We start from the raw sequence: 24,095 nt of genomic DNA on the forward strand, positions 1-24,095 counted from the left end.
ATGCGTCACATGTCACCAAACCTGAAACGGCAAGAGGCTGCAATGGCAGACGAGTTGATCCACGACCGAACGGCGGGCATTGAGCGGTTGCTTGAGATCATGCGCCGCCTGCGTGACCCTGAAACGGGCTGTCCCTGGGACATCGAACAGACCTTTCAGACCATCGCGCCCTACACGATCGAAGAGGCCTACGAGGTTGCAGATGCGATCGAACGGCAGGATTGGGGCGAGTTGGAGGGCGAGCTGGGCGATCTGCTGCTGCAATCGGTCTATCACACCGCCATCGGCGAAGAGGCCGGCCATTTTTCGTTTCAGACGGTCGTCACCAACATCTCGGACAAGATGGTGGCACGTCACCCGCACGTGTTCGGGGACGAATCCCGTGACAAATCCGCGGAACAGCAGACCCGCGATTGGGAAGCGATCAAGGCGGCCGAGCGTGCAGGCAAGGCGCAGCGCGGCACGCTGGACGGTGTTGCAATGAACCTGCCTGCATTGCTGCGGGCCGTGAAATTGCAAAAGCGCGCGGCGCGCGTTGGGTTCGACTGGCCGGACACGGGCCAGGTTCTGGACAAGATCAAAGAGGAAGCGGCCGAACTGGTCGAAGCCCGCGACACAATGGGCCGCGCCGAGATGATGGACGAGATGGGCGATCTGCTGTTCGTCGTGGCCAACCTGGCCCGCCATCTCGACATCGACCCCGAAGAGGCGCTGCGCAGCACAAACGCAAAGTTCACGCGCCGCTTTGCCGCCATCGAAACGGCACTGGCCGCGCAGGGCAAGCGCCCCCAAGACAGCGATCTGGAAGAGATGGACGCGTTATGGGATGCGGTGAAGGCGGCGGAGAAAGCTAGGCAAAGCTGACGCCGGACATCCACTCGATCTGCTTGAGGTCGGACGCGTAACGCTCTGATAGTTCTGTGACTTCTTCGGGCGAAAATGCGGCGAATCCGCGGGGGGCGCGGTCCTCGGCATATTGCCCGATCACCGACTTCCACTTGGCCCGGGGCAGTTTCTTTCCCCCTTGGTATTCGTCTTGCAGCACTTCCAGCGCAGCATCCGTCGCGCTGAGGTTGACCACCCGCCCCGGCTCGATCAGCGCGCCACCCGGCACACCGGGCACCAGCCGCTGCACAAGGTCTGTGCTGGTGCCGCGTCGGGCATAAGGAATAACAGTCAACTGTTCGGGACGCAGCACATCGCGCAGAATTTCGACAATGGCGGGCCAGCCGCGATCCATGGCCATGTAGGTGGGGCGCAGCGTGTCGAACGCAGGCACCGCGTTGTCCTCGGCCCGTTTGCGATAGCCCGACACGAACAACTCGTCATAGGGGCGCACCACCAGCAGCACATGGGCAATCGGCCCGGCCCACGCAGCGCGCAGCACCTCGCAACGCGCCTTGGCCAGCGGATAGAACATACCTCGCATGAAATGGAACATGCGCCCGGGAATGTTCTCTTCGGACAGGATCAGCGGACGCCCCTTGGCATGATCACTCAGCGTCACGGCGGCACGGGGCACCGCATCGGCATCCACATTGCCAATCGTGCCCGGCAGGCGCAGCGCGAGCGTTCCCGACGGGATACCGTCACGCCCGGGATAGGCCAGCGACAGACCTGCCCCATCCAGCAACGCGCGGTTCTCGTGCAGGCACATCTGGAACGACGAAGTGCCGGTTCGATGCGCACCTGCATGGATAAAGAGAGGGGCCGTGGTCATGCCCGCCCTTATGCCAGCCCGCGCCGCCCACGCAAGGTTTTGCGCAAACCGGGGCGGCGGTTCTGGACAAGGGGTGCCAAAGGGGCCACGGTGCGCCCTCAATGAACAGGAAGACCCATGGCACCGCGCAAGACCATTATCGACACCGATCCGGGCCAGGACGACGCGGTTGCGATCCTGCTGGCGCTGGCCAGCCCCGACGAGATCGAAGTGCTGGGAATCACGGCTGTGGCAGGCAACGTCCCGCTGGACCTGACAGCCAAAAATGCGCGCATTGTCTGTGAGTTGGCGGGCAAAGCTGAAGTGCCTGTCTATGCTGGATGTGACCGCCCGTTGGGGCGCGATCTGGTCACGGCAGAGCATGTGCATGGCAAGACGGGGCTGGACGGCCCTGACCTGCCCGACCCCACCATTCCGCTGCAACCGGGCCATGCGGTCGACTTCATCATCGACACGTTGCGGGCTGAACCTGCAGGCACAGTAACGCTGTGCCCGCTCGGCCCCCTGACCAACATTGCGACAGCGCTGCAACGCGCGCCGGACATTGCGGAACGCGTGCAGCAGATCGTGCTGATGGGCGGCGCCTATTTCGAAGTGGGCAACATCACCCCGACGGCTGAATTCAACATTTATGTCGATCCGGAAGCTGCTGATATCGTGTTCAAAAGTGGCATCGACATCGTAGTCATGCCGCTGGACGTCACGCACAAGGCGCTTGTCACCAAACCGCGCAACGATGCGTTTCGCGCCCTCGCCACACCCGTGGGGATCGCCGTGGCCGAAATGACCGATTTCTTTGAACGGTTCGACAAGGAAAAGTACGGCTCCGCAGGGGCGCCTTTGCATGACCCTTGCGTGACGGCCTACCTGATCGACCCTGAGCTGTTTTCCGGACGCCACGTGAATGTCGAGATCGAGACATCCTCCGAACTGACCATGGGCATGACCGTTGCGGATTGGTGGCGTGTCACCGACCGCCCGGCCAATGCCACCTTCGTCGGCGATCTGGATGCGGATGGCTTCTTTGCCCTTCTGACTGAACGTCTGGCGCGGCTGTGAGCGCGGCGCTGACCCTCGCGACGGTGGAGCATGCCGACAAGCTTTTGCAGCTTGTCGCGGCCTTTCACGTCGAAGAAGGCATCGACCTCAGCGACGAGGACCGCGCCGCGGGCATCATGCCGCTGCTCGAGGGGATCCCCCACGGCGCTGCCTATCTGATCGGCCCGCCCCGCGCGCCCATCGGCTATATCGTGGTCACCTTTGGCTGGTCGGTGGAATTCGGCGGCATGGACGGGTTCGTGGACGAACTCTATGTGCGCCCCGGCGTGCGCAAACGTGGGATCGCCTCCGAAGTGCTGCTGGCTCTTCCCCGCGCCTTGTCGGATGCAGGCCTCAAGGCACTGCACCTCGAAGTAGACACAGGCAATGCAACGGCGCAGAGGCTCTACACTCGCGCAGGCTTTCGCTTGCGGGACGGATACCACCTGATGACCCGCACCTTCTAGCCAATCCAGCCCGCGCTGCTTATGTGTGAGGCATGAGCATGCACATCCCCTTCGACAACTCCTATGCCACCTTGCCAGACGGGTTTTTCACCCGTCTTGACCCGACCCCGGTCAAGGGCGCGCGCATGCTGGCGTGGAACACGGACCTGGCACAGCAACTGGGCATCGACGGCCAGGATGCAAACGTCTTTGCGGGCAATACCGTGCCTGATGGTGCGGCTCCGCTCGCGCAGCTTTATGCCGGCCACCAGTTCGGCAATTACAACCCGCAACTGGGTGACGGGCGCGCGATTCTGCTGGGCGAGGTGATCGACCAGGACGGCACGCGGCGCGACATCCAGCTCAAAGGGTCTGGCCCAACGCCCTATTCCCGCATGGGCGACGGGCGCGCCTGGCTTGGGCCTGTCCTGCGTGAATACGTGGTGAGCGAGGCGATGCATGCGCTCGGCATCCCGACCACCCGCGCGCTGGCCGCCGTGGCAACGGACGAACCGGTCTACCGCGAACAGGGCGCGTTGCCGGGCGCTGTGCTGACCCGCATCGCGGCGAGCCATCTGCGCGTCGGCACGTTCCAGATCTTTGCCCATCGGGGCGAGATCGACGCGCTGCGCACCCTCACCGACTATGCCATCGCGCGCCATCACCCGCAGGCAGATGGACCGTTGGGCCTCTTGTCCGCTGTCTGTGTCGCGCAGGCCGAGCTGGTGGCCGCATGGATGTCCGTCGGTTTTATCCACGGCGTGATGAACACCGACAATTGCACCATTTCGGGCGAAACGATCGACTATGGCCCCTGCGCCTTCATGGATGCCTATCACGAGGGGCGCGTGTTCTCCTCTATCGACCAGATGGGACGCTATGCGTTCGGCAATCAGCCCCGCATCGCCGTGTGGAACATGGCGCAACTGGCCACTGCACTGATCCAGTTGTTTGACGACAAGGAACGGGCCGTCGAAGAGGCGACAGCGATTGTTCATGCGATGCCCGGACAGTTGCAAACCGCGTGGTTGCGCCGGTTCGGGGCCAAGATCGGGCTGGCAGAGGCAACGCCCGAGGACCAGCCGCTAATCGAGGATTTACTGGCGATGATGCAGGCGCAAAGCGCGGATTTCACCAACGGCTTTGCCGCTCTGGGCACCGAGACTGCGCGCGATCAGTTCACGGATCGCGCCGCATTTGATGCGTGGGAAGTGCGGTGGAAGGCACGCCTGCCCGACACGGCACTCATGGCGCGCACCAATCCCCAGATCATCCCGCGCAATCATCGGATCGAGGCGATGATTGACGCGGCGGTGGCGGGTGACATGGCCCCGTTCACCCGGTTGATGGACGCACTGGCCGCGCCTTACAACCTGCCTGACACCTATGACGACTTGCGCAGACCACCCACCGAAGATGAGATCGTGCCCGCCACTTTCTGCGGCACCTAGCGGCGGTTGATCAGGATCAGGCCCGCCGCAACAAGGCCAAGCGCCAGCCAGATGCCCAGGCCGATCTCTTCCCCCAGGATGAGCCAGCCCAGAAGTACGGCAAATACCGGCGACAGAAAGCTGAACGAGGCCACACCCGAAGCCGGATACATCTTCATCAGCCAGAACCACGCCAGGAACCCAAAGCTGGCGATGGCGAGGATCTGGTAGATCAGCCCGGCCAAATGGATCGGTTGCAGATCACGGATCAGATCGCCAAAGAACAGCGATGCCACCAACAGAACCGGCGTCGAGATCAGCAATTGCCACAGCAACTGCTGCTCGGCAGGCACATCGCTGAGCGGCGTGACGCGCACGCATAGCGCAATGCCCGCCCAGCACATAGCGGCCATCAGCGACATCAGATCGCCCCACAGATTGCCCTGTGCACCACTGCGATCCGCCACGGCCAGCGCGACCCCGGCCATTGCCAGCCCCAAGCCCAGCAATCGCTTGCCGGACAACCGTTCACCCGGCAGCAGGAAATGCGCCGCCAGTGCTAGCCAGATCGGCATGGAGTAAAACAGGATGGACGAGCGTGACACGGTCGTCAGATCAAGCGCATTGAACAGCAGGATGAACTCGCCCGCAAAAAACAGACCCGCCAGCACGCCGCCCAGCATACTGGCGCGCGGCAGATGCAGCGAAATGCCCCGCGCGCGCATCCACATCAGCAGGATCACCCCCGCCCCGATGGAGCGCAACGCGGCCATGAACACCGGCTGAAAGCCCCCGTTGGACACTTTGACCACGACCTGGTTCAGGCCAAAATTCAGGGCAAAGCCGGTGAGCGCGAGCGCACCGACTAGATCGATGTGGGATTTGCGGACCATGGGCGCACTTGGGCCGTGTTGCCCGCGCAATGTCAATTCCCGGAAAACATTCCCCGCCGTTGGGTGCGCAATCTGTGCCAAGGTCGTCAGGTATGATTCCCGGGACGATGGAGGGCGACCCTATGAGCTTGATGAAAACACTGGCCAAAGTGGCCGTGGGCGTGGCTGTGGCCAAAGGCGCAAGCGCGATGATGAAGAACCGCAGCGGTGGCGGCACGGCGGCTGGCGGCGGTCTTGGCGGGCTGCTGGGTGGCCTTGCGGGCGGCACACAGGGCGGCACATCCTCGGGTGGTGCGGGCCTGCAAGACATGTTGGGCGGCCTGATGGGCGGCACGCAAGGCGGCGGCAGTGCCGCAGGGTTGCAGGACATGCTGGGTGGTTTGTTGGGCGGCGCGCAGGGCGCAGGTTCTGCCGGCGGTGGCGCGGCGGGTCTGGGCGGTCTGCTCGAAAGCCTCGGCGGAGGCGGCGGCAGTCAATCCGGCGGCTTGCAGGGCATGCTGGGCGGTCTGGCAGGCAGCGCGGGTGCGGGCGGCTTGCTGGGCGCGCTTGGCGGTGCTGCGGCCCGTCGCCCGGCTGACAATGGGGCGAGTTTTGGTCAGGTCCTGAACTCGAACTTCGACCAGACGCCAGAGGAACCTATCGAGCCAACGGCCGATCAGGAGGCTGCCGCCGCGCTGATGTTGCGCGCGATGATCCAGGCGGCGAAATCGGATGGTCAGTTGGATGACGCCGAGCAGGAAAAGCTGATGGGCCAGTTGGGCGGTGACATCGATGCGGAAGAGGCCGCGTTCCTGCGCAGTGAAATGTCCGCGCCGGTGGACGTGAACGCCCTTGCCAACGAGGTGCCGCGCGGCATGGGGCCACAGGTCTACGCCATGTCACTGCTGGCCATCGACCTCGACAGCCAGGCCGAGGCGCAATACCTGCACCAACTGGCCCAGGCCCTCGGATTGGATGCGGCATCGGTCAATGACGTGCACGCCCAGCTTGGCGTGCCATCGCTTTACACCTGATCCCGACGGATCACAGGGGCCGTCGTTACGACTGTGGCCCCTTCGACTTTGGCTTGCGCCGCCGCCGGTTCGACGGTTTTGCCCCGCCCGGTGCACCACCGGGCCGTCCCCCGCCATGCGATGCCCCACCGGGGCGGCCACGGCCCCTGCCCCGGCCACCGCCGGGTTTCTTGGCCGTGGGATCATCGACAGGTTCCCAGGCGCGCCCGGAGGCGACGGGAATCGACAGCTTCATGACTTTCTGTATGTCTTTCAGCAGCCCCATCTCGTCCGGCGCGCAAAAGGCGATGGCCGCGCCATCCTTGCCCGCCCGCGCGGTGCGTCCGATGCGGTGCACATAGGCCTCGGGCACATTGGGCAGGTCGTAGTTGTAGACGTGTTTCACGTCCGGGATATCAAGGCCACGCGCCGCCACGTCCGTGGCCACCAGCACCTTGATCTCGCTCGCCTTGAATGCCGCCAGTGCGCGGTCCCGCTGGCCCTGACGCTTGTCACCATGGATCGCAGCAACAGTGAACCCGGCCCGGTCCACGGCCTTGGCCAGCCGGTCGGCACCATGTTTGGTGCGGGTGAACACCAACGCGCGCTCATCCTTGTGATCGGCCATCAACTCGATCAGCAGGGCGGATTTTTCCGCCTTGGCGATGAAGTGCACGGCTTGGGTCACCTTGTCAGCGGCCTTGCCCGGCGGCGATACCTCGACCCGGATCGGGGATTTCAGGTAGGACCCGGCGATTTCAGCCATCTGCTTGGGCATGGTCGCCGAAAACAGCATCGTCTGGCGATCCTCGCCCATCATCGCCGCAATCTTGCGCAAGTCGTGGACAAAGCCGAGGTCGAGCATCTGGTCTGCCTCGTCCAGCACCAGAAAGCCGGTCTGATCCAGGCGCACCGCGCGCCGGTCCACAAGGTCGAGCAGACGGCCCGGTGTGGCGACAAGAATGTCGACCCCCTTGGACAAACGCTGGATCTGTGGGTTGATCGAGACACCCCCGACAACGATCTGCACTTTCATCGACGTCAAGGCACGCAGCACCTGCGCAATCTGTCCCGCCAACTCGCGGGTCGGGGCCAGCACCAGCCCGCGCGCCGTCTTGGGCGCAGCCTTGCCGCCCTCTTCCAGCAGCCGCGCCACCAGCGGGATGCCAAAGGCCGCCGTCTTGCCCGTGCCGGTCTGGGCCAGGCCCATCACATCGCGGCCGTTTATCGCATGGGGAATCGCCTGCGCCTGAATCGGCGTCGGCTGTGCCAAACCCATCTCTGCCACACGAGCGCGCAGGGCGTCGGGCAGGTCCATCATGTCAAAATCACTCATGCGCCCGCAGTGGACCCATCCCCAACCCGCGTCAACCGCAATTGCCGCGAGCGAATTGTGCAACTGGCAATCCTTCGCTAAACGAGGGGCCATGACCGCCAAGCGCCCCACCATCACCAGCCGCAGCGAGGCCAAGGGCCTGCGCATGACCCACCCGCGTCGCGTGATCGCGCAAGTGCTGGAAGAGTCCGACGACCACCCGGACGTCGAAGAGCTGTACAACCGCGCCAGCGCCGTGGACTCGGGCATCTCGATCGCCACCGTCTACCGCACAGTGAAACTGTTCGAAGAGGCGGGGATTCTCGACAAACTCGAATTCGGTGACGGGCGCGCCCGCTATGAGGATGCCGAGCGGGAACACCATGACCACCTCATCGACATGAACTCGGGCGAGGTGATCGAGTTCGTGGATGAAGAGATCGAGGCGCTGCAGGAAAAGATCGCGGAAAAGCTGGGCTATGAGTTGCGCGGTCATCGGCTCGAGCTTTATGGCGTGCCGCGCAAGACCTGATCATGCGCCCTGACCGGGCCTTACCCAAAGGATATGCCATTGGCTGACCGCGACCGCCCCCTGCTTGCCGTTCTGATCGACGCTGACAATGTTCCGGCCAAATTTGCCGACGCAATCCTGCGCGAGGTCACGGCCATCGGCGAACCTGCGCTGCGTCGTGTCTATGGCGACTGGTCCTCGACCCGGATGAAAGCCTGGGCCAGCCGTATCCTCGAACTGGGGTTGGTGGCCCATCAGGACACGTCCAACACGACCGGCAAGAATGCCAGCGACATCGGCCTTGTGATCGACGCAATGGACATCCTGCATGGCGGGCGTTTTGACGGCTTTGTCATCGTTTCGTCCGACAGCGATTTCACCGCCCTTGCCAACCGCCTGCGCGAAGAAGGGCTGACTGTCATCGGCATCGGCGAATCCAAGGCACCCGAAGCGCTGCGCAATGTGTGCAACCGGTTCATTCTGATTGAAAACCTGCTGGATGATGGCGGCAAGACCGCAGGCCGCGGTGCGGCCAAGGACGCCCTGCCCCTGATCGAGGCGGCGATGGACAAGATCGAACAGGACGACGATTGGTACACGCTGGGCCAGATCGGCCAGGCCATCCAAAGCGCGCATCCCGATTTCGACACCCGCACCTATGGCCACCGCAAGCTGTCGGTCCTTGTGGAATCCCTCAAGGGTGTAGAAACGCAAAAGCGTGGCAATCAGCTGGTGATCCGGCTGAAACGGTAAGGATACCGCCTTGGACAACCTACGCGGCGCTGCGATCATGGTTCTGGCTATGCTCGGCTTTGCCTTTGAGGATGCGCTGATCAAACTGCTGGCGGGCGCGCTGCCGCTGGGCCAGATCATCGGCCTGTTGGGGATGGGCGGAGCACTGGTGTTTGCGATCCTATGCAAGGTCCAGCGGCAAAGCCTGTGGGATCCTGCCTTTCTCGCGCCCTCGATACTGCTGCGCAATCTGGCGGAACTTGTCGGTGCCCTCGGCTTTGTGACGGCCATCGCGCTCATTCCACTGTCCACCGCGTCGGCCATCCTGCAGGCGGCACCGCTGCTGGTGACTTTGGGGGCGGCTCTGTTCCTCAATGAACCCGTGGGCTGGCGGCGCTGGGCCGCGATCCTTGTCGGCTTTTTTGGTGTCTTGCTGATCATCCGCCCTGGCACGGAGGGGTTCAGTTGGTTGTCGCTGTTCGCTGTGCAGGGCGTTGTCGGGCTGGCTGTCCGCGACCTTGCCACGCGGCGGGTCAAGGCGGCCGTCACCTCGATGCAACTGTCCTATCTCGCGTTCCTGATGATGATCCCGGCTTCCGTGATCCTGCTGATTGCGGGCGGTGTCGCACCGGTCAGCCTGACCTGGGGCCAATCCGGCGTTTTGGCCGGTGCCGTCCTCATTGGTGCGCTCAGCTACTACGGCATCACTTACGCGATGCGCGTGGGTGAAATCGGCTTTGTCACCCCGTTCCGCTATTCGCGCATGATCTTTGCGCTGATCCTTGGCATGGCATTTTTCAACGAAAACCCCGATGCGCTGACCCTTATCGGGGCCGGCATCATCATCCTCTCCGGTCTTTACACCCTGTGGCGCGAACAGAACGTGAAAAGCCACGCTGCGGCATGAAGACCCTTGTTGTTAGCGCCAACAGCGCGCTAAACGCTGCTTAACTTAAGGTCAAAGGAGCCCTTTCCCATGAGCACGATCATCGACATCCACGCCCGCGAAATCCTCGACAGCCGGGGCAACCCCACCGTCGAAGTCGACGTGACACTGGAAGACGGCACCATGGGCCGCGCGGCGGTTCCCTCGGGCGCCTCGACCGGCGCGCATGAAGCGGTGGAAAAGCGCGACGGCGACAAGGCGCGCTACAAGGGCAAGGGTGTGCTTGAGGCCGTGTCCGCCGTGAACGGCGAGATTGCGGAAACGCTGGTGGGGATCGACGCCACCGAACAGGTCGAACTCGACATGGCGATGATCGAACTCGACGGCACGCCGAACAAGGCACGTCTGGGGGCAAACGCCATCCTCGGCGTGTCACTCGCTGCGGCCAAGGCTGCGGCCGAGTGGACCCAGCAACCGCTCTATCGCTATGTCGGCGGCACGTCGGCGCGGATGCTGCCCGTCCCGATGATGAACATCATCAATGGCGGCGAACATGCCGACAACCCCATCGACATCCAGGAATTCATGATCATGCCCGTGGCCGCCGCGAACATCGCCGAAGCGGTGCGCATGGGCTCCGAAGTCTTCCACACGCTGAAGAAAGAATTGACGGATGCGGGCCTGTCGACCGGCATTGGCGATGAAGGTGGCTTTGCCCCCGACATCAGCTCCACCCGCGACGCGCTTGATTTCATTCTGAAATCTATTGAAAAGGCTGGGTACAAACCGGGCGAGGATATCTATCTGGCGCTCGACTGCGCCGCCACCGAATACTTTAAGGACGGCAAGTATGTCCTTGCAGGTGAAGGCAAAACGCTCTCCTCCGAAGAAAACGCCGCCTATCTCGCCGCACTGGTCAACGACTATCCCATCATCTCGATCGAAGACGGCATGGACGAAGACGACTGGGACGGCTGGAAGGCTCTGACAGACGCCATCGGTGACAAGGTGCAGTTGGTCGGCGACGATCTGTTCGTGACGAACCCTGCGCGTCTGGCCGAAGGGATCGAACGCGGCTGCGCAAACTCAATGCTGGTAAAAGTCAACCAAATCGGTAGCTTGACAGAGACTCTTCAAGCGGTCGATATGGCCCATCGCGCACGCTATACCAACGTGATGTCCCACCGCTCGGGCGAGACTGAGGATGCCACAATTGCCGATCTGGCCGTAGCCACCAATTGCGGACAGATCAAGACAGGCTCGCTGGCCCGTTCGGACCGGCTGGCCAAGTACAACCAACTGATCCGTATCGAAGAGATGCTGGGCGCGAGCGCGGAATTTGCGGGCCGCTCGATCCTGAAATGATGCGAGGCTGCGCCCTTGCCGTGGGTCTGGCCATTCTTGCCGGACCCGCCCTTGCCCAGACCGGCGCGCAAACCTGTGCCAAGATGCAGGCTGAAGACCGTCTTGGGCCCGTCAGCTCTGCGCAATGTCAGTGCCACTACTCCGTCGCAGAACAGGTGTTGGACGATGACATTCGCGCGCTGCTGTTTGACGCCTGGTACAACGGCAATGACAACATGGCCAAGATGGAACAGATCAAACCCCAAACCCGCGTGCGCAGGCAATTGAAGTCCATGGCCGACGCGCTGCGCAAGTACTGCTCGTGACGATAACGATCCGGCGCGCGACAGACGCGGATCAGCCTGACCTCGCGCGCCTGTGCTGGGCCTACCGTGATGTGCTGGTGGAACGTTCGGCCGGACTGCCGCCGCTTGTCGAAGTCTATTACGGCGTCGAAAGCTACGGCAAGCTGATCGATGATCTGCCTCGCATTCACGCACGTCCCACGGGCGACATTCTGGTGGCCATCATGGACGACGCAGTTGTGGGCTGCGCCATGTACTACCCCCTGGCCGAAGCGGGCACGACAGAGATCAAGCGCGTCTTTGTCGATCCCGTGGCACGCGGCACAGGGGCAGGCCGCATGCTGGTGAGCGACGCGATGACCCGCGCGCGCGCGGACGGGTACAAGCGCATGGTGCTTGACACGATTGCGCCCTTGACCGAGGCCATCGCGCTTTACACCCGGCTCGGATTTGAACCCTGCGCGCCGTTCTATGAACCGGAGCCAGATTTCGTGCCGTATTTACGGTTTTTCGATCACCCGCTCTGAAATCGCTTGGGTGTGTAGGGTGCGACCAAGGCGGCTTGCGCATTGCTCAGCGGGCGGTCCAGCACCTCAGCACTCAGCAGTTCAGCCGTGATTGCAGCCAGCGTGATTCCGGAATGCATCACCGCAACAAACAGACCGTCCGGCCCGCACGGCCCGATCACCGGTAACCCGTCCTGCGGCACCGGGCGCTCGGCCAGCATGACGCGATCCCATTCCAGATCAGCGCTGGGCAGCAGATCGCGCAGCCGTGCAATGGCAGCATCGGCCAAGGTGTCCAGAGGGGTTTCTATCGACGTCGTATCATCGCTCTGGTGTTGCGCAGCGACCGGGGCCCAGATGTGCCCTGCCCGGTCCTGGCGCAACTCTTGCCCCGGTGCGACAAGGATGTGATCGAACATGCGCCGCACGGGTTTGGTGCGCATCATTACGCCGGGGCGCTGGAGCATGGGCAGCGCCACACCCACGGGTGCAAGCAGAGCCGGACTGCCCTTGCCTGCCGCGACCACCACGCGGTTGGCTGCGATGTGGCCCTGGGCAGTGGCAAGGCCGATCACTTTCCCGGCCCTGGTCGCGATTCCCTCCACATGAACGCCGCTGATGCATTTCACGCCCGCTAACAGCGCCGCAGCCGTCGCAGATGGCTCGGCAATGCCTTCCTGCATGAACCGCAGCGCACGGGCGGGCGGGGCGATATTGGGCTCGAGTCCCGCGAACTGCACGGCGTCCAAAACGTCTACACTGTACCCCAACGCGTCGAGGGCTGCGTGTTGGGCGTCAAAGGCGGCGCCCTCCTCCTCCCAACAGAGGCACCCTGTCCAGTCCACCTGCCCACCCAGACGCTGCCACGCAGCGATACCCTCTGCCCGCAGGCGAAAGTGATCTTCATTCAGGTAAAAGCTCGCATTGACCCACCCGAAAGACGCAGGCGTCGCCCCACTGCCAGCGCCGACAACCGTTACGCCCGCCCCCGTGCGCGCAAGAGTCCGCGTAAGTGCTGCGCCAATGATCCCGCTCCCCACAATCACGATTTTCATGCGCTTGTCCTCACCATCTGCCCACCCTACCTTGACCCCATGAACGCACAAGAGATCATCGAGCGGCTCGATTTACAGCCCCATCCCGAAGGCGGTCATTATCGCCAGACCTGGGTTGCAAAGAATGCGGGACGCCCCACAGGCACCTGCATCTACTTCCTGCTGGCCGAGGGTGAATCCAGCCACTGGCACAAGGTCGATGCGACTGAAATCTGGCTGTTTCATGCGGGTGCCCCGTTGGTTCTGTCGATCAGCGAAACCAATCAAGGTCCGGCAAGCGATCACCTGCTCAGCCCGGATCTGACCAAAGGCGCCCCACAACTGATCGTGCCCGAAGGCCACTGGCAGGCCGCGCGCAGCACAGGCGAATGGACATTGGTCAGTTGCACCGTTTCGCCCGGCTTTGTGTTCGACGGGTTCACGCTTGCCCCACCGGGGTTTGACATCCCCCGGTGATTGCTGCCCTGGGGGCTGTTACCGACCTGTCGGAACACTCACCGTACCGCCGCCCACAGCCGCCCGGACACCCGTTGTCCCCGGGCAAGACGTGGGCATCCCGCGCGCGACGCGGACCGCCAGATAGGCAAAGGCCTGCGCCTCGAGCATGTCGCCGTCAAGCCCCACCTCTTCCACCGCCCGCACGGGGCAGTCCAGTGACACCGCCAGCATCTGCATCAGGACCGGGTTGTGCCGCCCGCCCCCCGTCACGAGGACCGTCGAGGGCGGCGTCGGACAATGCTGCATCGCCTCGGCCACTCCGGCGGCGCACATCGCCGTGAGGGTCGCGGCCGCGTCGGCATCGCTCAACTCGTTCACCAGCTTTACCATTTCCGCAAAGTCGTTTCGGTCCAGTGACTTGGGCGGCATACGCGCAAAATACGGCTCGGCCAGAAACAACTCCAGCGCGCCAGTCTCAACCTCGCCCTGCGCCGCGATCCGCCCACCCTCGTCAAAGGGGATACCCAATCGCGCCTGCACCAGATCGTTCACCGGTGCATTGGCCGGACCTGTGTCAAAGGCGAGCAACGCGCCCGCATCTTCGGGGCGGTCCTGCGTGGGGTCGACCCAGGTGATGTTGCCCACGCCGCCGAGGTTCAGAAAGGCGACAGGGCGGTCCGCGCCCATCCACTTGGCGCAGGCAAAGTGGAAGAACGGCGCAAGCGGCGCGCCCTCGCCACCCAGTTCGACATCTGCCGAACGAAAATCCCAGACGACGGGCGTGCCAATGTCATCTGCCAAGGCTGCCCCATCGCCCAATTGCAATGTGCCCTGCTGGCGCGGAGCATGAGCCACGGTCTGACCATGAAACCCAACCAGATCGACACCCTCAAAGCCGCGCAGCAGGTCGGCATGCGCCGACATCACCACTTGCGTTGCAGGGGGCAAGGTCGGGCCATGCCACTGCCCGAGGGCGGCGCGTAAAATGCCCTGTTCGTCGGCGGAATAGGCGCGGTATCCGTGTGGACCAAAGCCATGGATGCCTACCCCGTCCGTGTCGAGCACTGCGGCATCGACGCCGTCCAGCGACGTGCCCGACATTGCCCCCAGTGCCCGCACAACCACGCCTTTTTGCCTGACCTTATCCATGGCCTTTTCCTTTGCCCCGCCGCAGCTTATAGACTGCGCCGGAGCCGCCCCAAGGACAAGCCCAATGACCTACACACCCCGATCCGATTTCCTGCACGTGATGCAAAGCCGCGGGTTCCTCGCTGATTGCACCGACATGCAAGGCCTCGACGAGATCCTGCTGACGCCGGGCCAGTCCGCCTATATCGGGTTCGATGCGACGGCCAAGTCGTTGCATGTGGGCTCACTCATCCAGATCATGATGCTGCGCTGGTTCCAGAAAACCGGTCACAAGCCGATCACCCTGATGGGCGGCGGTACAACCAAGGTGGGCGATCCCTCGTTCCGCGCCGATGAACGCCCCCTGCTTGATGCCGCCGCCATCGACGCCAATATCGCGGGCATCAAACAGGTGTTTTCGGCCTATATCGACTACGATGGCGGCGCGCAGATGCTCAACAACGCCGAATGGCTGGACGATCTGAACTACCTCGATTTCCTGCGTGATATCGGGCGGCACTTTTCGATCAACCGGATGCTTTCCTTCGAGTCGGTCAAATCCCGGCTCGACCGGGAACAGTCGCTGTCCTTCCTCGAATTCAACTACATGATCCTGCAAGCCTATGATTTCATGGAGCTTCACCGCCGCTATGGCTGCATCCTGCAAATGGGCGGGTCGGATCAATGGGGCAATATCGTCAACGGCATCGACCTGACGCGCCGGGTGATCCAGCAGGAAGTGTTTGGCCTGACCTCGCCGCTGCTTGAGACGTCGGACGGCAAGAAGATGGGCAAGTCGCAATCGGGCGCCGTCTGGTTGAACGCCGAGATGCTCAGCCCTTACGAGTTCTGGCAGTTCTGGCGCAACACGACCGATGCAGATGTGGGTCGGTTCCTGAAGCTGTACACCGAATTGCCGCTGGATGAATGCGACCGGCTCGGCGCGCTGGAAGGGTCCGAGATCAACGAGGCCAAGGCCCGCCTCGCCACCGAGATCACGACGCTGCTGCATGGTGCTGATGCTGCGGCAGCGGCGGCGGACACGGCGCGCGAAGTCTTTGAAAAGGGCGGCGTCGGGGATGATCTGCCAACGCTGACACTGTCGGCAGAGGAGTTGGGCGATGGGATTTCCATTGTGCAACTGATCGTCAAATCCGGCCTCGCCGCCTCTGGCAAAGAGGCCAAGCGCCTGATCGGCGAAGGTGGTGCGCGCATGAATGACGCCCCCCTCAGCGAGGCTGGCCTGATGGTGGACAGCGCCGCCCTCGCCCAGCCCATCAAGCTCTCGGCAGGCAAGAAGCGCCACGCGCTCGTGCAACTCGGCTAGGCCTGCCGCACGCGCCGAATCAGGAATGGTGTGCGCCGTAAGGCGCGCCTTTGGATCAGAGCCGGTCGAGGACCGCGCGGGCGGCACGCAGACCGGGATCTTCCCCGCCGCGTCCCAAACGATCCATCGTCAATTCCATCGCCTCTGACTGTTTGGACGGGTCGGCCAGCAGGTGTTCGAGTGCTGCGACCACGTTCGGGACATTGAAATCCTTGCCCACGACCTCTGGCACCACGCGCGTGTCCGTGACGTGATTGATCAGGCTGCCCGAATCCGTTGTGACCATACGGCTGATGATGGCCCGGCTGAACCAGTGAAAATCATAGGCGCTGACCATCGGCGTCCCTGCCGCCGCCAGTTCCAGCGCAACGGTGCCGGATGTAGCCAGCGCCACATCGGCGGCGGCAAAGGCCGCGCGCTTTTGTGACAGGGCGTCCTCTGGCGACAACCCACGCGGGTCAAGCACAAGGGGTTGCACAGGCCATGTAGCAACTTCGGCGCGCACAAGATCGGCAACCGCACCCGCAGCGGGCAGCACCAACCCCATGTCGGGCCGCGTCTGCGCCACCTGCGCGAGGGCCACACCGAACACGGGCGCCATGCGCCCCACTTCCCCCGGCGCGACCCGGGCAAGACCAGCACAAGCGGGTTTGTTTGTGCCAGCCCATGCGCTTTGCGGAACTGCGCGATCTCGTCGCGCGTGGCCCGTGGCACCGTGGACGCGGGGTGCCCCACGAAATCGCAGGCCATGCCCTCGGCCTCCATATAGGGCGGCTCGAACGGAAACAGGGCGAGCACATGATCGATCATCCGGGCCATTTTCCTGGCCCGGCCCGGGCGCCACGCCCACACGGTCGGGGCGACATAGTGCACCGTGCGGATGGTCGATGCGGCCTTGACCAGCTTGGCCACACGCAGGCTGAAATCCGGGCTGTCGATGGTGATCAGGACGTCGGGCCGGGTGTCGATCACGGCCTGCGCCGTCTGCGCGATCCGGCGCTTGAGGTGGCGATACTTGGGCAGCACTTCGGCGATGCCCATGACGGACAGCTCCGACATGTCGAAACGGCTGTCGAGGCCTTGCGCCTGCATCAGCGGCCCGCCTACCCCGTCATATTGCACATCCGGCGCCAGCTGGTTCAGCCCCGCCATCAATGCGCCCCCCAGCGCATCGCCCGACGGCTCACCCGCCACGACAAAGACCTTCAGCGCACCCACAAAAACATCCCCATCGCGTCCAGGATGGCCCGCACACGGGGTTGGTCCAGCACCATCACACCCTTATGGGCAATCACGATGCCATCCAGCCCCGCCTCGGCCGCGCGCATCGCGGTGTTGGGGCCAATGGTGGGCAGATCAACGCGCCGGTCCTGCGCGGGCTTGGGGGCCTTGAACAGCGTGCCACCCTTGGCATCTGCCCGCGCTTCGGCGACGGGGCCCGACAGCCAGTCGGCTGCGGCATCAAGTGCATCGCCGACCACATCCATGGCAAAGGAAAACGGATCGCCCCCCGACATATCCGGCGCCGCATAGGGCGCTGCCAGATCGGCCAGCATCGCATCCGTGCCCCGCGCATCCTCGCGTGCCACAACAGTGCCGTTGCGGATCACGCAGGCCTGCCCCAGATCGCGCGCCGCCTGTTCCGCAAGCGTCTGATCCGCCAGCGCCGCTTGTGCCAAGATATCGTCGGGCAGCCCGGACGTGCTCAGCACGCCGGCCTCGGGCAGCAGGTCGGGCGCAAGCGCATCCGCACCGCGCACCACAAACCCGGTCTCTTCGAAGATGCCCACGATGGCGCGCAATGCGCTGTCCTCGCCTCCTGCCGCCACACCGGCAAGGGTTGGCACCAGCGGGGCCGTGCGCGCGTCGATCATGACAGGGTCAATCACAGGGCGCTCAACCCCGCCGCAAAAGCAGACCTCGCGCACACCGCGCGCCGACAACGTATCAAGGAAACTGCCCAACTGTTCAAAACGGAACGGGATGTCGATGGACAAACCGTCCGGATCATTGCCCATCAGGCTGCAAATCAGGGGTGTGTCATCCTGCGCTTGGGCAACAGCAGCGGGCAGTGCCCCTCGGCCCGCGATCAGCGCCAGCATCAGCGCGGGGTCAGGAACGACCGATCCGAGTCGCCCATCACAAAATCCACGATTTCGCGCACATAGTCGCTGTCGGTTTCCTTGCCCAAACGCTCGGCCCGGTCATGGAACGTGCCCTCACCCTGCGCCAGCATCTGAAAGGCGGCGCGCAAGGCGGTGATGTCAGCACGGCTGACGCCCCGCCGCTTGAGGCCAACAAGGTTCAGACCATCCAATTCACCGCGCGGCGCCTGGACAAGACCAAATGGGATAACGTCGTTCGTGACCATGGTGACTGCACCGATGATGGCGCCGCGCCCGATGCGCACGAACTGATGGATACCGGCAAGGCCCCCGACAATCACGTCATCCTCCAGCACGCAGTGCCCCGCGACAGCGGCCGAATTGACCACGATCACACGGTCCCCGATATGGGCGTCATGGGCCACATGGCAGCCCGCCATGAACAGGCCGTCATCGCCGATCCGGGTGACGCCGCCACCTCCTTCGGTTCCGCCGTTCATGGTGACATGTTCGCGGATACGGTTGCGTTTGCCGATCACCAACCGGCTCGCCTCGCCCTTGAATTTGAGGTCTTGGGGCACCTCGCCAATCACCGAAAAGGAAAACACCACCGTGTCATCGCCAATCTCGGTGTGGCCGGTGACCACCACGTGGCTTTTGAGGATCACACCGGGGCCAATCTGCACATCCGGACCGATCACGCAGAACGGCCCGACCTGTGCGGTTGGATCAATCCGTGCGCCCGGCTCGATGACAGCCGAAGGGTGGATCAGCGGATCGCTCATGCGCTGGGTAGATCCATCATCGCGGTGAACTCTGCTTCACAGGCCAATTCGCCCCCCACTTCGGCAACGCCGAGGAACTTCCACACCTTGCCACCCGGTTTGCCGCGCGTCGTCGAAAGCTTGAGCTCGAGTACGTCGCCGGGCACAACCATGCGGCGGAACTTGCATTTGTCGATGGCCATAAAATAGACCAACATGTCCTTGTCTGCCATGTCCAATGCCGTCCCGACCATGACGGCAGCTGTCTGCGCCATCGCCTCGACGATGGTCACGCCCGGCATGATCGGCTTGCCCGGGAAATGGCCCTGAAAATGCGGCTCGTTCATCGTGACGTTCTTGATACCCGTGGCGGCAGCATAGCCGTCGATATCAATCACCTTGTCGATCAGAAGGAATGGGTAGCGATGTGGCAGTATTCGTTGAATGAGCCCGATATCGGCGGTTTTCAGGTCGTTGGACATAGAGTGCACGGGCCTTTTCCTGGCGTATCTTGTGGTTCTGCCTACCAAGACGCGCCGCCCCCCGCAAGCGCGGGCCTAGTCCTGTGTTACAGTCCCGTCACCAAGGGCTGCATCAATCCGTTCAATGGCGGTTTCGGTGATATCAATGGCATTTGCGCTGATGAAAACCTCGCGCCGCTCGATGATGATGGCCGCATTCGCCTCGCGCATGATCATCTCCAGAACGGGTGCTGCGGCCACCAGAAACTGATCGCGATTGTCCTCCAGCTGTGCCGCGATCTGGCGGCTCTGGGCATCGCGTTCGCGGCGGATGGCCTGCACACGGGTATCAAAGGCGTCCGCAAGGATGCGGAACTCAGAGGGCGACATGCTCTGGCGTTGAACGGTCAGTTCCTGTTCCTCGGCCTCGAGCTTTTCTTCGAGAATCCTGTTTTCTTCGGCCAGCGCTGACGTCTGCGCCTCGATCTCGCGCAGCACGCGCTGTCCGAAGGCGCTGTCCTGGTACAGGCGTTCACTGTCGATGGTCAGAATGGGGCTGCGCACGTCTTGCGCTGGCGCTGCGCAGGCCCACACAAGGGCCAACGCGACACACAGCCAGCGCGCGCACCACACCATCCGATCAGAACGTAGTCGAGATGGTCAAATCGAACGTCTGCTCTTCGTCAAAGTCTTCTTTCTTCAACGCGTTGCTGAAGTTCAGGCGCAGCGGGCCAATGGCCGTGTCCCAGAAGACGGAGAACCCGATGACATGACGGAACGATCCGCCCTCGCCCACGATGTTGCCACCGGACAGGTCGACATCATCCAGGTTCCACAAGTTGCCGACGTCATAGAATACGCCACCCCGGATCCCGAGTTCCTCAGGCAGACCCAGCGGAAATTCGGCTTCGAACCGCGCTGCGAGAAACAGGTTGCCGCCCAGCGGATCGGGATCTTCGGGCGCGGACAAATCGCGCGGTCCGATGCCGCCGGGTTCAAACCCGCGCAGAATGCTTGGCCCAATCGTAAAGCGGTCGATGGTTCGGTTTGTCCCCCCCGACCAGGACAGCAAACCGCCTTCGAGTGTCGCGCGCAGAACGACCTCTTCGTTGAAGGCCAACCGCTGTCCGACGACTTTCGCGCGGGTCCGAATGTATTCGGAATCTCCGCCGAGGCCCGCGAAATCCTGCCCGAATTCAAACAGGAAACCCGCGTTCGGGTTCAACCCGCTTGTCCGAGAGTCGTAGGTGTACGTGTAGCCCAGGGCCGACGCGACTTGAGAACCTGCATCGATCTCGTTTTGAACGACGTTCCCGTTTTCAATCGGGTCACGCTGGATTTGCTCGGCATCCTGATAGATATACCGCAGGCTCAGCCGGCCATTTTCACTGATCGGGAAAGTCAGGCTGGGCTGGAAAGTCAGAGTTTCGGTATCGTAGTTGGTAAAGCTCGAGTCACTTTCGCTGTAGTTCAGGTTCAGGCCAAAAGCGACATCCCGCCCAAGCAGTGCAGGTTCGACAAAACGGATGCCATATCGTGCGGATTCTTCGGCGGAGGAGAAATCCAGACCCAGCGTCTGACCACGACCAAGGAAGTTGCGCTCGGAAAAGCTGACCACAAGGCCAAACCCGTCATCGGCCGAAAACGCACCACCAAAATTCAAGGAACCGGTGTTTTGCTCTTCCACGTCGACATCGATCACAACCTGATCGGGGCGCGATCCCTCGCGGGCGTTCACATCCGCCACGCTGAAATAGTTCAGCGATCTGATCCGTTCGGCCGCATCGCGGATTTCGCGCGGGTTGAAGGGGTCACCTTCGGCGATCTTGAACTGGCGCCGCACGACGCGATCAAGGGTCGTTGTGTTCCCCTCGATGTCGATACGCTCCACGAACACACGTGGGCCACGGCTGATTACCAGCTCGACATCCAGCGTCAGGTCGCGGTCGTTGCGGATCACACGCGGCTCGACCCGCAGAAAGTCGATGCCTTCGCGCTGACCCTGCCGTTCAAGGCGCGAAATCTCCGCCTCGACGAGAGTTGGCGAGTAGACAACGCCCGGGCGCGCCTTGACCAGCGACTGGTAGGCCACTTCGTCGACTTCGGGCAGTTCGCTGACGACGGTGACTTCACCGAACCTGAACTGCTGACCCTCCTGGACATTGAACACGAGGAAGAAACCATCGCGTTCTTCGGTCAGTTGGGCATTTGTGCTGAGCGTGCGGAAATCCACATAACCGCGCGAGTTGTAGAAGTCGCTCAGAACCTGCTTGTCGAATTCGATGCGGTCTTCGACCAGCGTGTCGGACTTGATCAGCGCGCGGAACAGGCCCGCCTGCTTGGTTTCAAGCACACGGCGCAGACGACGGTCCGAATAGACGCGGTTGCCGACAAAACTGATGCGCTCGACTTCGACCACATCGCCTTCGAAGATTTCAAAGACCAGATCGACGCGGTTGTCGCTGCGTCGGATGACGCGCGGACTAACTCGCGCGGCGATCTCGTCCTTCAGTGCTATAGGCTTCAGCAATCGCACTGGCATCCCGCTCTGCTTGCGACGGGTTGAACACCCGGCGCTCCTGGCTCTGGATGGTGGCGCTCAGCGCTTCGTCATCGACGCGCCGGTTCCCTTCAAAGCTGATGCGGTTGATTGTCGGATATTCGACAACCGAAATGACCAATGTGCCGCCGCGCGGTTCAACCGAAACGGTTTCAAACAGGCCACTGGCTTGCAGGTTCTGGACAGCGGCATTGACCTGCCCTGCGGTCACCGTCTGGCCCGGAGCGATTCCGGCACGTGTGAGGATGGCCGCATCCCCGATCCGGTTGTTTCCGTCCACGACGATGGAATTGAATCTGAAGTTCTGGGCGAAAGACGGTGCCACTTGCACGATCCAAGCCACTGAAATCAGTGTTAAAACAATAAATGCTCGAGTGACGCCCTGTTGGCATGACAGTGCCAACGCCGCTGCGCCCCGTTTCCCCAGTCTCATGGTTTTGCCCCACGTATTCAGACATTCTATGGGTCATGAAGTAACGGCATTGCGAGGGGTTGTCAAAAGCACAAAAACCCGCGCGAATGCGCAGGTTGCCTCGGTGCATCTGTGGATAACTTGACGGTGTTACAGGCTGCCCAGCCACGCGCCCGCAGCCAGCGCGGTTGCAATCGTCGCACCATAAAGCGCACGGTCCCAGTTCAGCATCATCAGCAGGCTCAGGCCACGGTATCCACTTTGTATCGTCTGCATGTCACTTATCCTTTGGATCATGCATTGGATACGGGCGGATTGCGGCACCATGTTGAGCCAAATGTGGCAACAATGGGGCAAGCGGCCAATAGCGCGGCCCTACGGGCAGAACAGATCGTTCCCAAGCGCGAATATCATCAGGGACAACACAAGGGTCAGGCCAACTGCCATAAGCACCCGCAGCGCTCCGTCACTCGGTGGTTTGCCGGTCACGGCCTCGTAGGCATAGAACACCAGGTGACCCCCATCCAGCGCGGGGATGGGAAACAGGTTCAGCAACCCGACGGCGGTGGACAGAACCGCAATGAACCAGACAAAACTTTGCACGCCCTGGCTCGCCATGGTGCCCGAGACTTGCGCGATGCCGATAGGGCCCGACAGGTTGCAGGTGCTGATCGCGCCGGTGATCATGTGACCCAGCCCCGAAATCGAGCCCGTGATGATCCGCCATGTCTGCGCGACACCGCCTGTTACGGCGGCGCCAAGACCGGGCGACTCGCTCGCTGGCTCAAAGGCGTTGGCGCTAGAGACGCCAATCCGCCACTGGGTGGCAAAACCGCCTTCGGGCTGGGGTTCGTCGACACGTTTCGGTGTCAGTTGTTTTTGCAGCGTCTCGCCGTCGCGCCAGACGGTCAGGTCCAGCGCCGCACCGTCAGAGCCCTCGACCGCCACCACCAACTGGCCAAAGGCAAAGACGGGTGCGTCGTTGACGGCTGTAATCACATCGCCCGTCTCCAACCCTGCGGCCAGCGCTGCGCTGCGCGGGGCAACCGTGTTGATCAGCGGCGGACGCAGGTAAGGCCCCTGCACCACGCGGCGGCTGCCATCGCGTTCGACGGTATAGTCGAGGATCGGCTCGGCTGGCAGGTTGTCCATCAATTCACGGTAACCTTCGTCCGCGATGCTGGGCACCGGTGCGCCATTGATCTCGAGAACGACATCGCCCGTCTGCAATTCCTGCACGGCCGCAGGCAATGGCCGGATTTCTCCAACTGTCAGCGGATCGCGCGGCACACCGACCGTAAAGCCGACGGCGGCAAAGACGAGGATCGACAGCGCGAAATTGAACACCGGGCCCGCGGCAACCGTAGCGGCGCGCGCCCACAGAGGGGCACCGTGCATGGTGCGGCGCAGGGCGGCCGGGTCAGACTGCACATCGGCCATCGCCGCTTCGTCCTTGCCCGAGGCCGCATTGGCATCACCTGCGAATTTGACGTAACCGCCAAAGGGCAATGCGGCGATCTGCCAGCGCGTGCCGCGCTTGTCCATCCGGCTCCAGATCACGGGGCCGAACCCGATGGAAAACACATCGGCCTGAATGCCAGACCAGCGGCCGACGATGTAGTGGCCGTATTCATGGATCGCGACGATCACGCTCAGCGCGACGACGAAAAAGAAAATGGTCCAGGCAAAGCCGCCAAAGGCGGGGATGAGGGCCGAAATATCCAAAA

General features: G+C 62.8%; 24 protein-coding genes and 2 pseudogenes. 13 read left to right on the forward strand and 13 right to left on the reverse strand.

Features of this window, described 5'->3' with window-relative positions:
* Nucleotides 1-9: 9 nt before the first annotated feature.
* Nucleotides 10-864 carry a nucleoside triphosphate pyrophosphohydrolase gene (mazG, locus tag ACMHLQ_RS23470; RefSeq protein WP_415403077.1) on the forward strand — a complete coding sequence of 285 codons (855 nt, stop codon included), beginning with the start codon at nucleotides 10-12 and terminating at the stop codon, nucleotides 862-864.
* On the opposite strand, the gene ACMHLQ_RS23475 is transcribed toward mazG, so the two are convergent.
* On the reverse strand, nucleotides 851-1,720 hold the full coding sequence (locus tag ACMHLQ_RS23475; RefSeq protein WP_415403078.1) for a hypothetical protein: 870 nt from the start codon (nucleotides 1,718-1,720) through the stop codon (nucleotides 851-853). The genes mazG and ACMHLQ_RS23475 overlap by 14 nt on opposite strands.
* A 117-nt stretch (nucleotides 1,721-1,837) precedes the next feature.
* Between ACMHLQ_RS23475 and ACMHLQ_RS23480 the strand changes: the two genes are divergently transcribed.
* Genes ACMHLQ_RS23480 through ACMHLQ_RS23490 form a run of 3 tightly spaced genes read left to right on the forward strand, consistent with a single transcriptional unit; the run spans nucleotide 1,838 to nucleotide 4,655 of the window.
* Complete coding sequence (locus ACMHLQ_RS23480; protein WP_415403080.1) at nucleotides 1,838-2,779, forward strand: nucleoside hydrolase; 942 nt, start codon at nucleotides 1,838-1,840, stop codon at nucleotides 2,777-2,779.
* Nucleotides 2,776-3,225, forward strand: coding sequence for a GNAT family N-acetyltransferase (locus ACMHLQ_RS23485; protein WP_415403081.1), 450 nt, complete (start codon nucleotides 2,776-2,778; stop codon nucleotides 3,223-3,225). Before ACMHLQ_RS23480 ends, ACMHLQ_RS23485 begins: the two co-directional genes overlap by 4 nt.
* A gap of 32 nt (nucleotides 3,226-3,257) precedes the next feature.
* A complete protein-coding gene (locus ACMHLQ_RS23490; RefSeq protein ID WP_415403082.1) occupies nucleotides 3,258-4,655 on the forward strand; it encodes a protein adenylyltransferase SelO in 1,398 nt (465 codons plus the stop codon).
* On the opposite strand, the gene ACMHLQ_RS23495 is transcribed toward ACMHLQ_RS23490, so the two are convergent.
* Complete coding sequence (locus tag ACMHLQ_RS23495) at nucleotides 4,652-5,527, reverse strand: DMT family transporter (RefSeq protein WP_415403083.1); 876 nt, start codon at nucleotides 5,525-5,527, stop codon at nucleotides 4,652-4,654. The genes ACMHLQ_RS23490 and ACMHLQ_RS23495 overlap by 4 nt on opposite strands.
* A 122-nt stretch (nucleotides 5,528-5,649) precedes the next feature.
* Between ACMHLQ_RS23495 and ACMHLQ_RS23500 the strand changes: the two genes are divergently transcribed.
* Complete coding sequence (locus tag ACMHLQ_RS23500) at nucleotides 5,650-6,540, forward strand: DUF533 domain-containing protein (RefSeq protein WP_415403084.1); 891 nt, start codon at nucleotides 5,650-5,652, stop codon at nucleotides 6,538-6,540.
* Between the two features lie 25 nt (nucleotides 6,541-6,565).
* Here ACMHLQ_RS23500 and ACMHLQ_RS23505 read toward each other — a convergent pair whose 3' ends face one another.
* Nucleotides 6,566-7,855, reverse strand: coding sequence for a DEAD/DEAH box helicase (locus ACMHLQ_RS23505; protein ID WP_415403085.1), 1,290 nt, complete (start codon nucleotides 7,853-7,855; stop codon nucleotides 6,566-6,568).
* Between the two features lie 91 nt (nucleotides 7,856-7,946).
* Between ACMHLQ_RS23505 and ACMHLQ_RS23510 the strand changes: the two genes are divergently transcribed.
* The 6 genes from ACMHLQ_RS23510 to ACMHLQ_RS23535 all read left to right on the forward strand — a co-directional run bounded on the left by ACMHLQ_RS23510 (nucleotide 7,947) and on the right by ACMHLQ_RS23535 (nucleotide 12,139).
* Nucleotides 7,947-8,366: a Fur family transcriptional regulator gene (locus ACMHLQ_RS23510; RefSeq protein WP_415403086.1), complete on the forward strand. Its 420-nt coding sequence runs from the start codon at nucleotides 7,947-7,949 to the stop codon at nucleotides 8,364-8,366.
* A gap of 33 nt (nucleotides 8,367-8,399) precedes the next feature.
* Nucleotides 8,400-9,098, forward strand: a complete 699-nt coding sequence (locus ACMHLQ_RS23515) for an NYN domain-containing protein (RefSeq protein ID WP_415403087.1) — start codon at nucleotides 8,400-8,402, stop codon at nucleotides 9,096-9,098.
* 10 nt (nucleotides 9,099-9,108) lie between these two features.
* Entirely contained in the window at nucleotides 9,109-9,984 is an 876-nt protein-coding gene (locus ACMHLQ_RS23520; RefSeq protein WP_415403088.1) for a DMT family transporter, read from the forward strand.
* Nucleotides 9,985-10,053: 69 nt separating this feature from the next.
* A complete protein-coding gene (eno, locus tag ACMHLQ_RS23525) occupies nucleotides 10,054-11,328 on the forward strand; it encodes a phosphopyruvate hydratase (protein ID WP_415403089.1) in 1,275 nt (424 codons plus the stop codon).
* On the forward strand, nucleotides 11,328-11,633 hold the full coding sequence (locus tag ACMHLQ_RS23530; protein ID WP_415403090.1) for a hypothetical protein: 306 nt from the start codon (nucleotides 11,328-11,330) through the stop codon (nucleotides 11,631-11,633). Before eno ends, ACMHLQ_RS23530 begins: the two co-directional genes overlap by 1 nt.
* The gene (locus ACMHLQ_RS23535) at nucleotides 11,630-12,139 is read left to right on the forward strand and encodes a GNAT family N-acetyltransferase (protein WP_415403091.1); all 510 of its coding nucleotides are present in this window, start codon (nucleotides 11,630-11,632) and stop codon (nucleotides 12,137-12,139) included. Before ACMHLQ_RS23530 ends, ACMHLQ_RS23535 begins: the two co-directional genes overlap by 4 nt.
* On the opposite strand, the gene ACMHLQ_RS23540 is transcribed toward ACMHLQ_RS23535, so the two are convergent.
* Nucleotides 12,127-13,173, reverse strand: coding sequence for an NAD(P)/FAD-dependent oxidoreductase (locus tag ACMHLQ_RS23540; RefSeq protein WP_415403092.1), 1,047 nt, complete (start codon nucleotides 13,171-13,173; stop codon nucleotides 12,127-12,129). The genes ACMHLQ_RS23535 and ACMHLQ_RS23540 overlap by 13 nt on opposite strands.
* 39 nt (nucleotides 13,174-13,212) lie before the next feature.
* Here ACMHLQ_RS23540 and ACMHLQ_RS23545 point away from each other — a divergent pair, with 39 nt between their 5' ends.
* Nucleotides 13,213-13,629, forward strand: coding sequence for a cupin domain-containing protein (locus ACMHLQ_RS23545; protein WP_415403093.1), 417 nt, complete (start codon nucleotides 13,213-13,215; stop codon nucleotides 13,627-13,629).
* An 18-nt stretch (nucleotides 13,630-13,647) separates the two neighbouring features.
* Here ACMHLQ_RS23545 and ACMHLQ_RS23550 read toward each other — a convergent pair whose 3' ends face one another.
* Nucleotides 13,648-14,760, reverse strand: coding sequence for an anhydro-N-acetylmuramic acid kinase (locus ACMHLQ_RS23550; RefSeq protein ID WP_415403094.1), 1,113 nt, complete (start codon nucleotides 14,758-14,760; stop codon nucleotides 13,648-13,650).
* A gap of 64 nt (nucleotides 14,761-14,824) precedes the next feature.
* Here ACMHLQ_RS23550 and tyrS point away from each other — a divergent pair, with 64 nt between their 5' ends.
* Entirely contained in the window at nucleotides 14,825-16,066 is a 1,242-nt protein-coding gene (gene tyrS, locus ACMHLQ_RS23555; protein ID WP_415403095.1) for a tyrosine--tRNA ligase, read from the forward strand.
* A 55-nt stretch (nucleotides 16,067-16,121) separates the two neighbouring features.
* Here tyrS and lpxB read toward each other — a convergent pair.
* From lpxB to rseP, 8 genes and pseudogenes are all read right to left on the reverse strand, one after another.
* A pseudogene (gene lpxB / locus ACMHLQ_RS23560) lies at nucleotides 16,122-17,275 on the reverse strand (lipid-A-disaccharide synthase).
* Complete coding sequence (locus ACMHLQ_RS23565) at nucleotides 17,272-18,168, reverse strand: LpxI family protein (RefSeq protein WP_415403096.1); 897 nt, start codon at nucleotides 18,166-18,168, stop codon at nucleotides 17,272-17,274. The pseudogene lpxB and the gene ACMHLQ_RS23565 overlap by 4 nt, the downstream one beginning before the upstream one ends.
* A complete protein-coding gene (gene lpxA / locus ACMHLQ_RS23570; RefSeq protein WP_415403097.1) occupies nucleotides 18,168-18,956 on the reverse strand; it encodes an acyl-ACP--UDP-N-acetylglucosamine O-acyltransferase in 789 nt (262 codons plus the stop codon). Before lpxA ends, ACMHLQ_RS23565 begins: the two co-directional genes overlap by 1 nt.
* Entirely contained in the window at nucleotides 18,953-19,417 is a 465-nt protein-coding gene (fabZ, locus tag ACMHLQ_RS23575) for a 3-hydroxyacyl-ACP dehydratase FabZ (protein WP_415403098.1), read from the reverse strand. The genes lpxA and fabZ overlap by 4 nt, the downstream gene beginning before the upstream one ends.
* Before the next feature lie 75 nt (nucleotides 19,418-19,492).
* Nucleotides 19,493-20,032 carry an OmpH family outer membrane protein gene (locus ACMHLQ_RS23580; RefSeq protein WP_415403099.1) on the reverse strand — a complete coding sequence of 180 codons (540 nt, stop codon included), beginning with the start codon at nucleotides 20,030-20,032 and terminating at the stop codon, nucleotides 19,493-19,495.
* A 4-nt stretch (nucleotides 20,033-20,036) separates the two neighbouring features.
* Nucleotides 20,037-22,389: pseudogene (gene bamA / locus ACMHLQ_RS23585) on the reverse strand (outer membrane protein assembly factor BamA).
* Nucleotides 22,390-22,518: 129 nt separating this feature from the next.
* Nucleotides 22,519-22,644, reverse strand: coding sequence for a hypothetical protein (locus tag ACMHLQ_RS23590; RefSeq protein WP_415403100.1), 126 nt, complete (start codon nucleotides 22,642-22,644; stop codon nucleotides 22,519-22,521).
* 99 nt (nucleotides 22,645-22,743) lie between these two features.
* Entirely contained in the window at nucleotides 22,744-24,093 is a 1,350-nt protein-coding gene (gene rseP / locus ACMHLQ_RS23595) for an RIP metalloprotease RseP (RefSeq protein ID WP_415403101.1), read from the reverse strand.
* Between the last annotated feature and the right edge of the window lie 2 nt (nucleotides 24,094-24,095).

It is taken from the genome of Tateyamaria algicola, from assembly GCF_047715485.1.
Lineage (GTDB): Bacteria > Pseudomonadota > Alphaproteobacteria > Rhodobacterales > Rhodobacteraceae > Tateyamaria.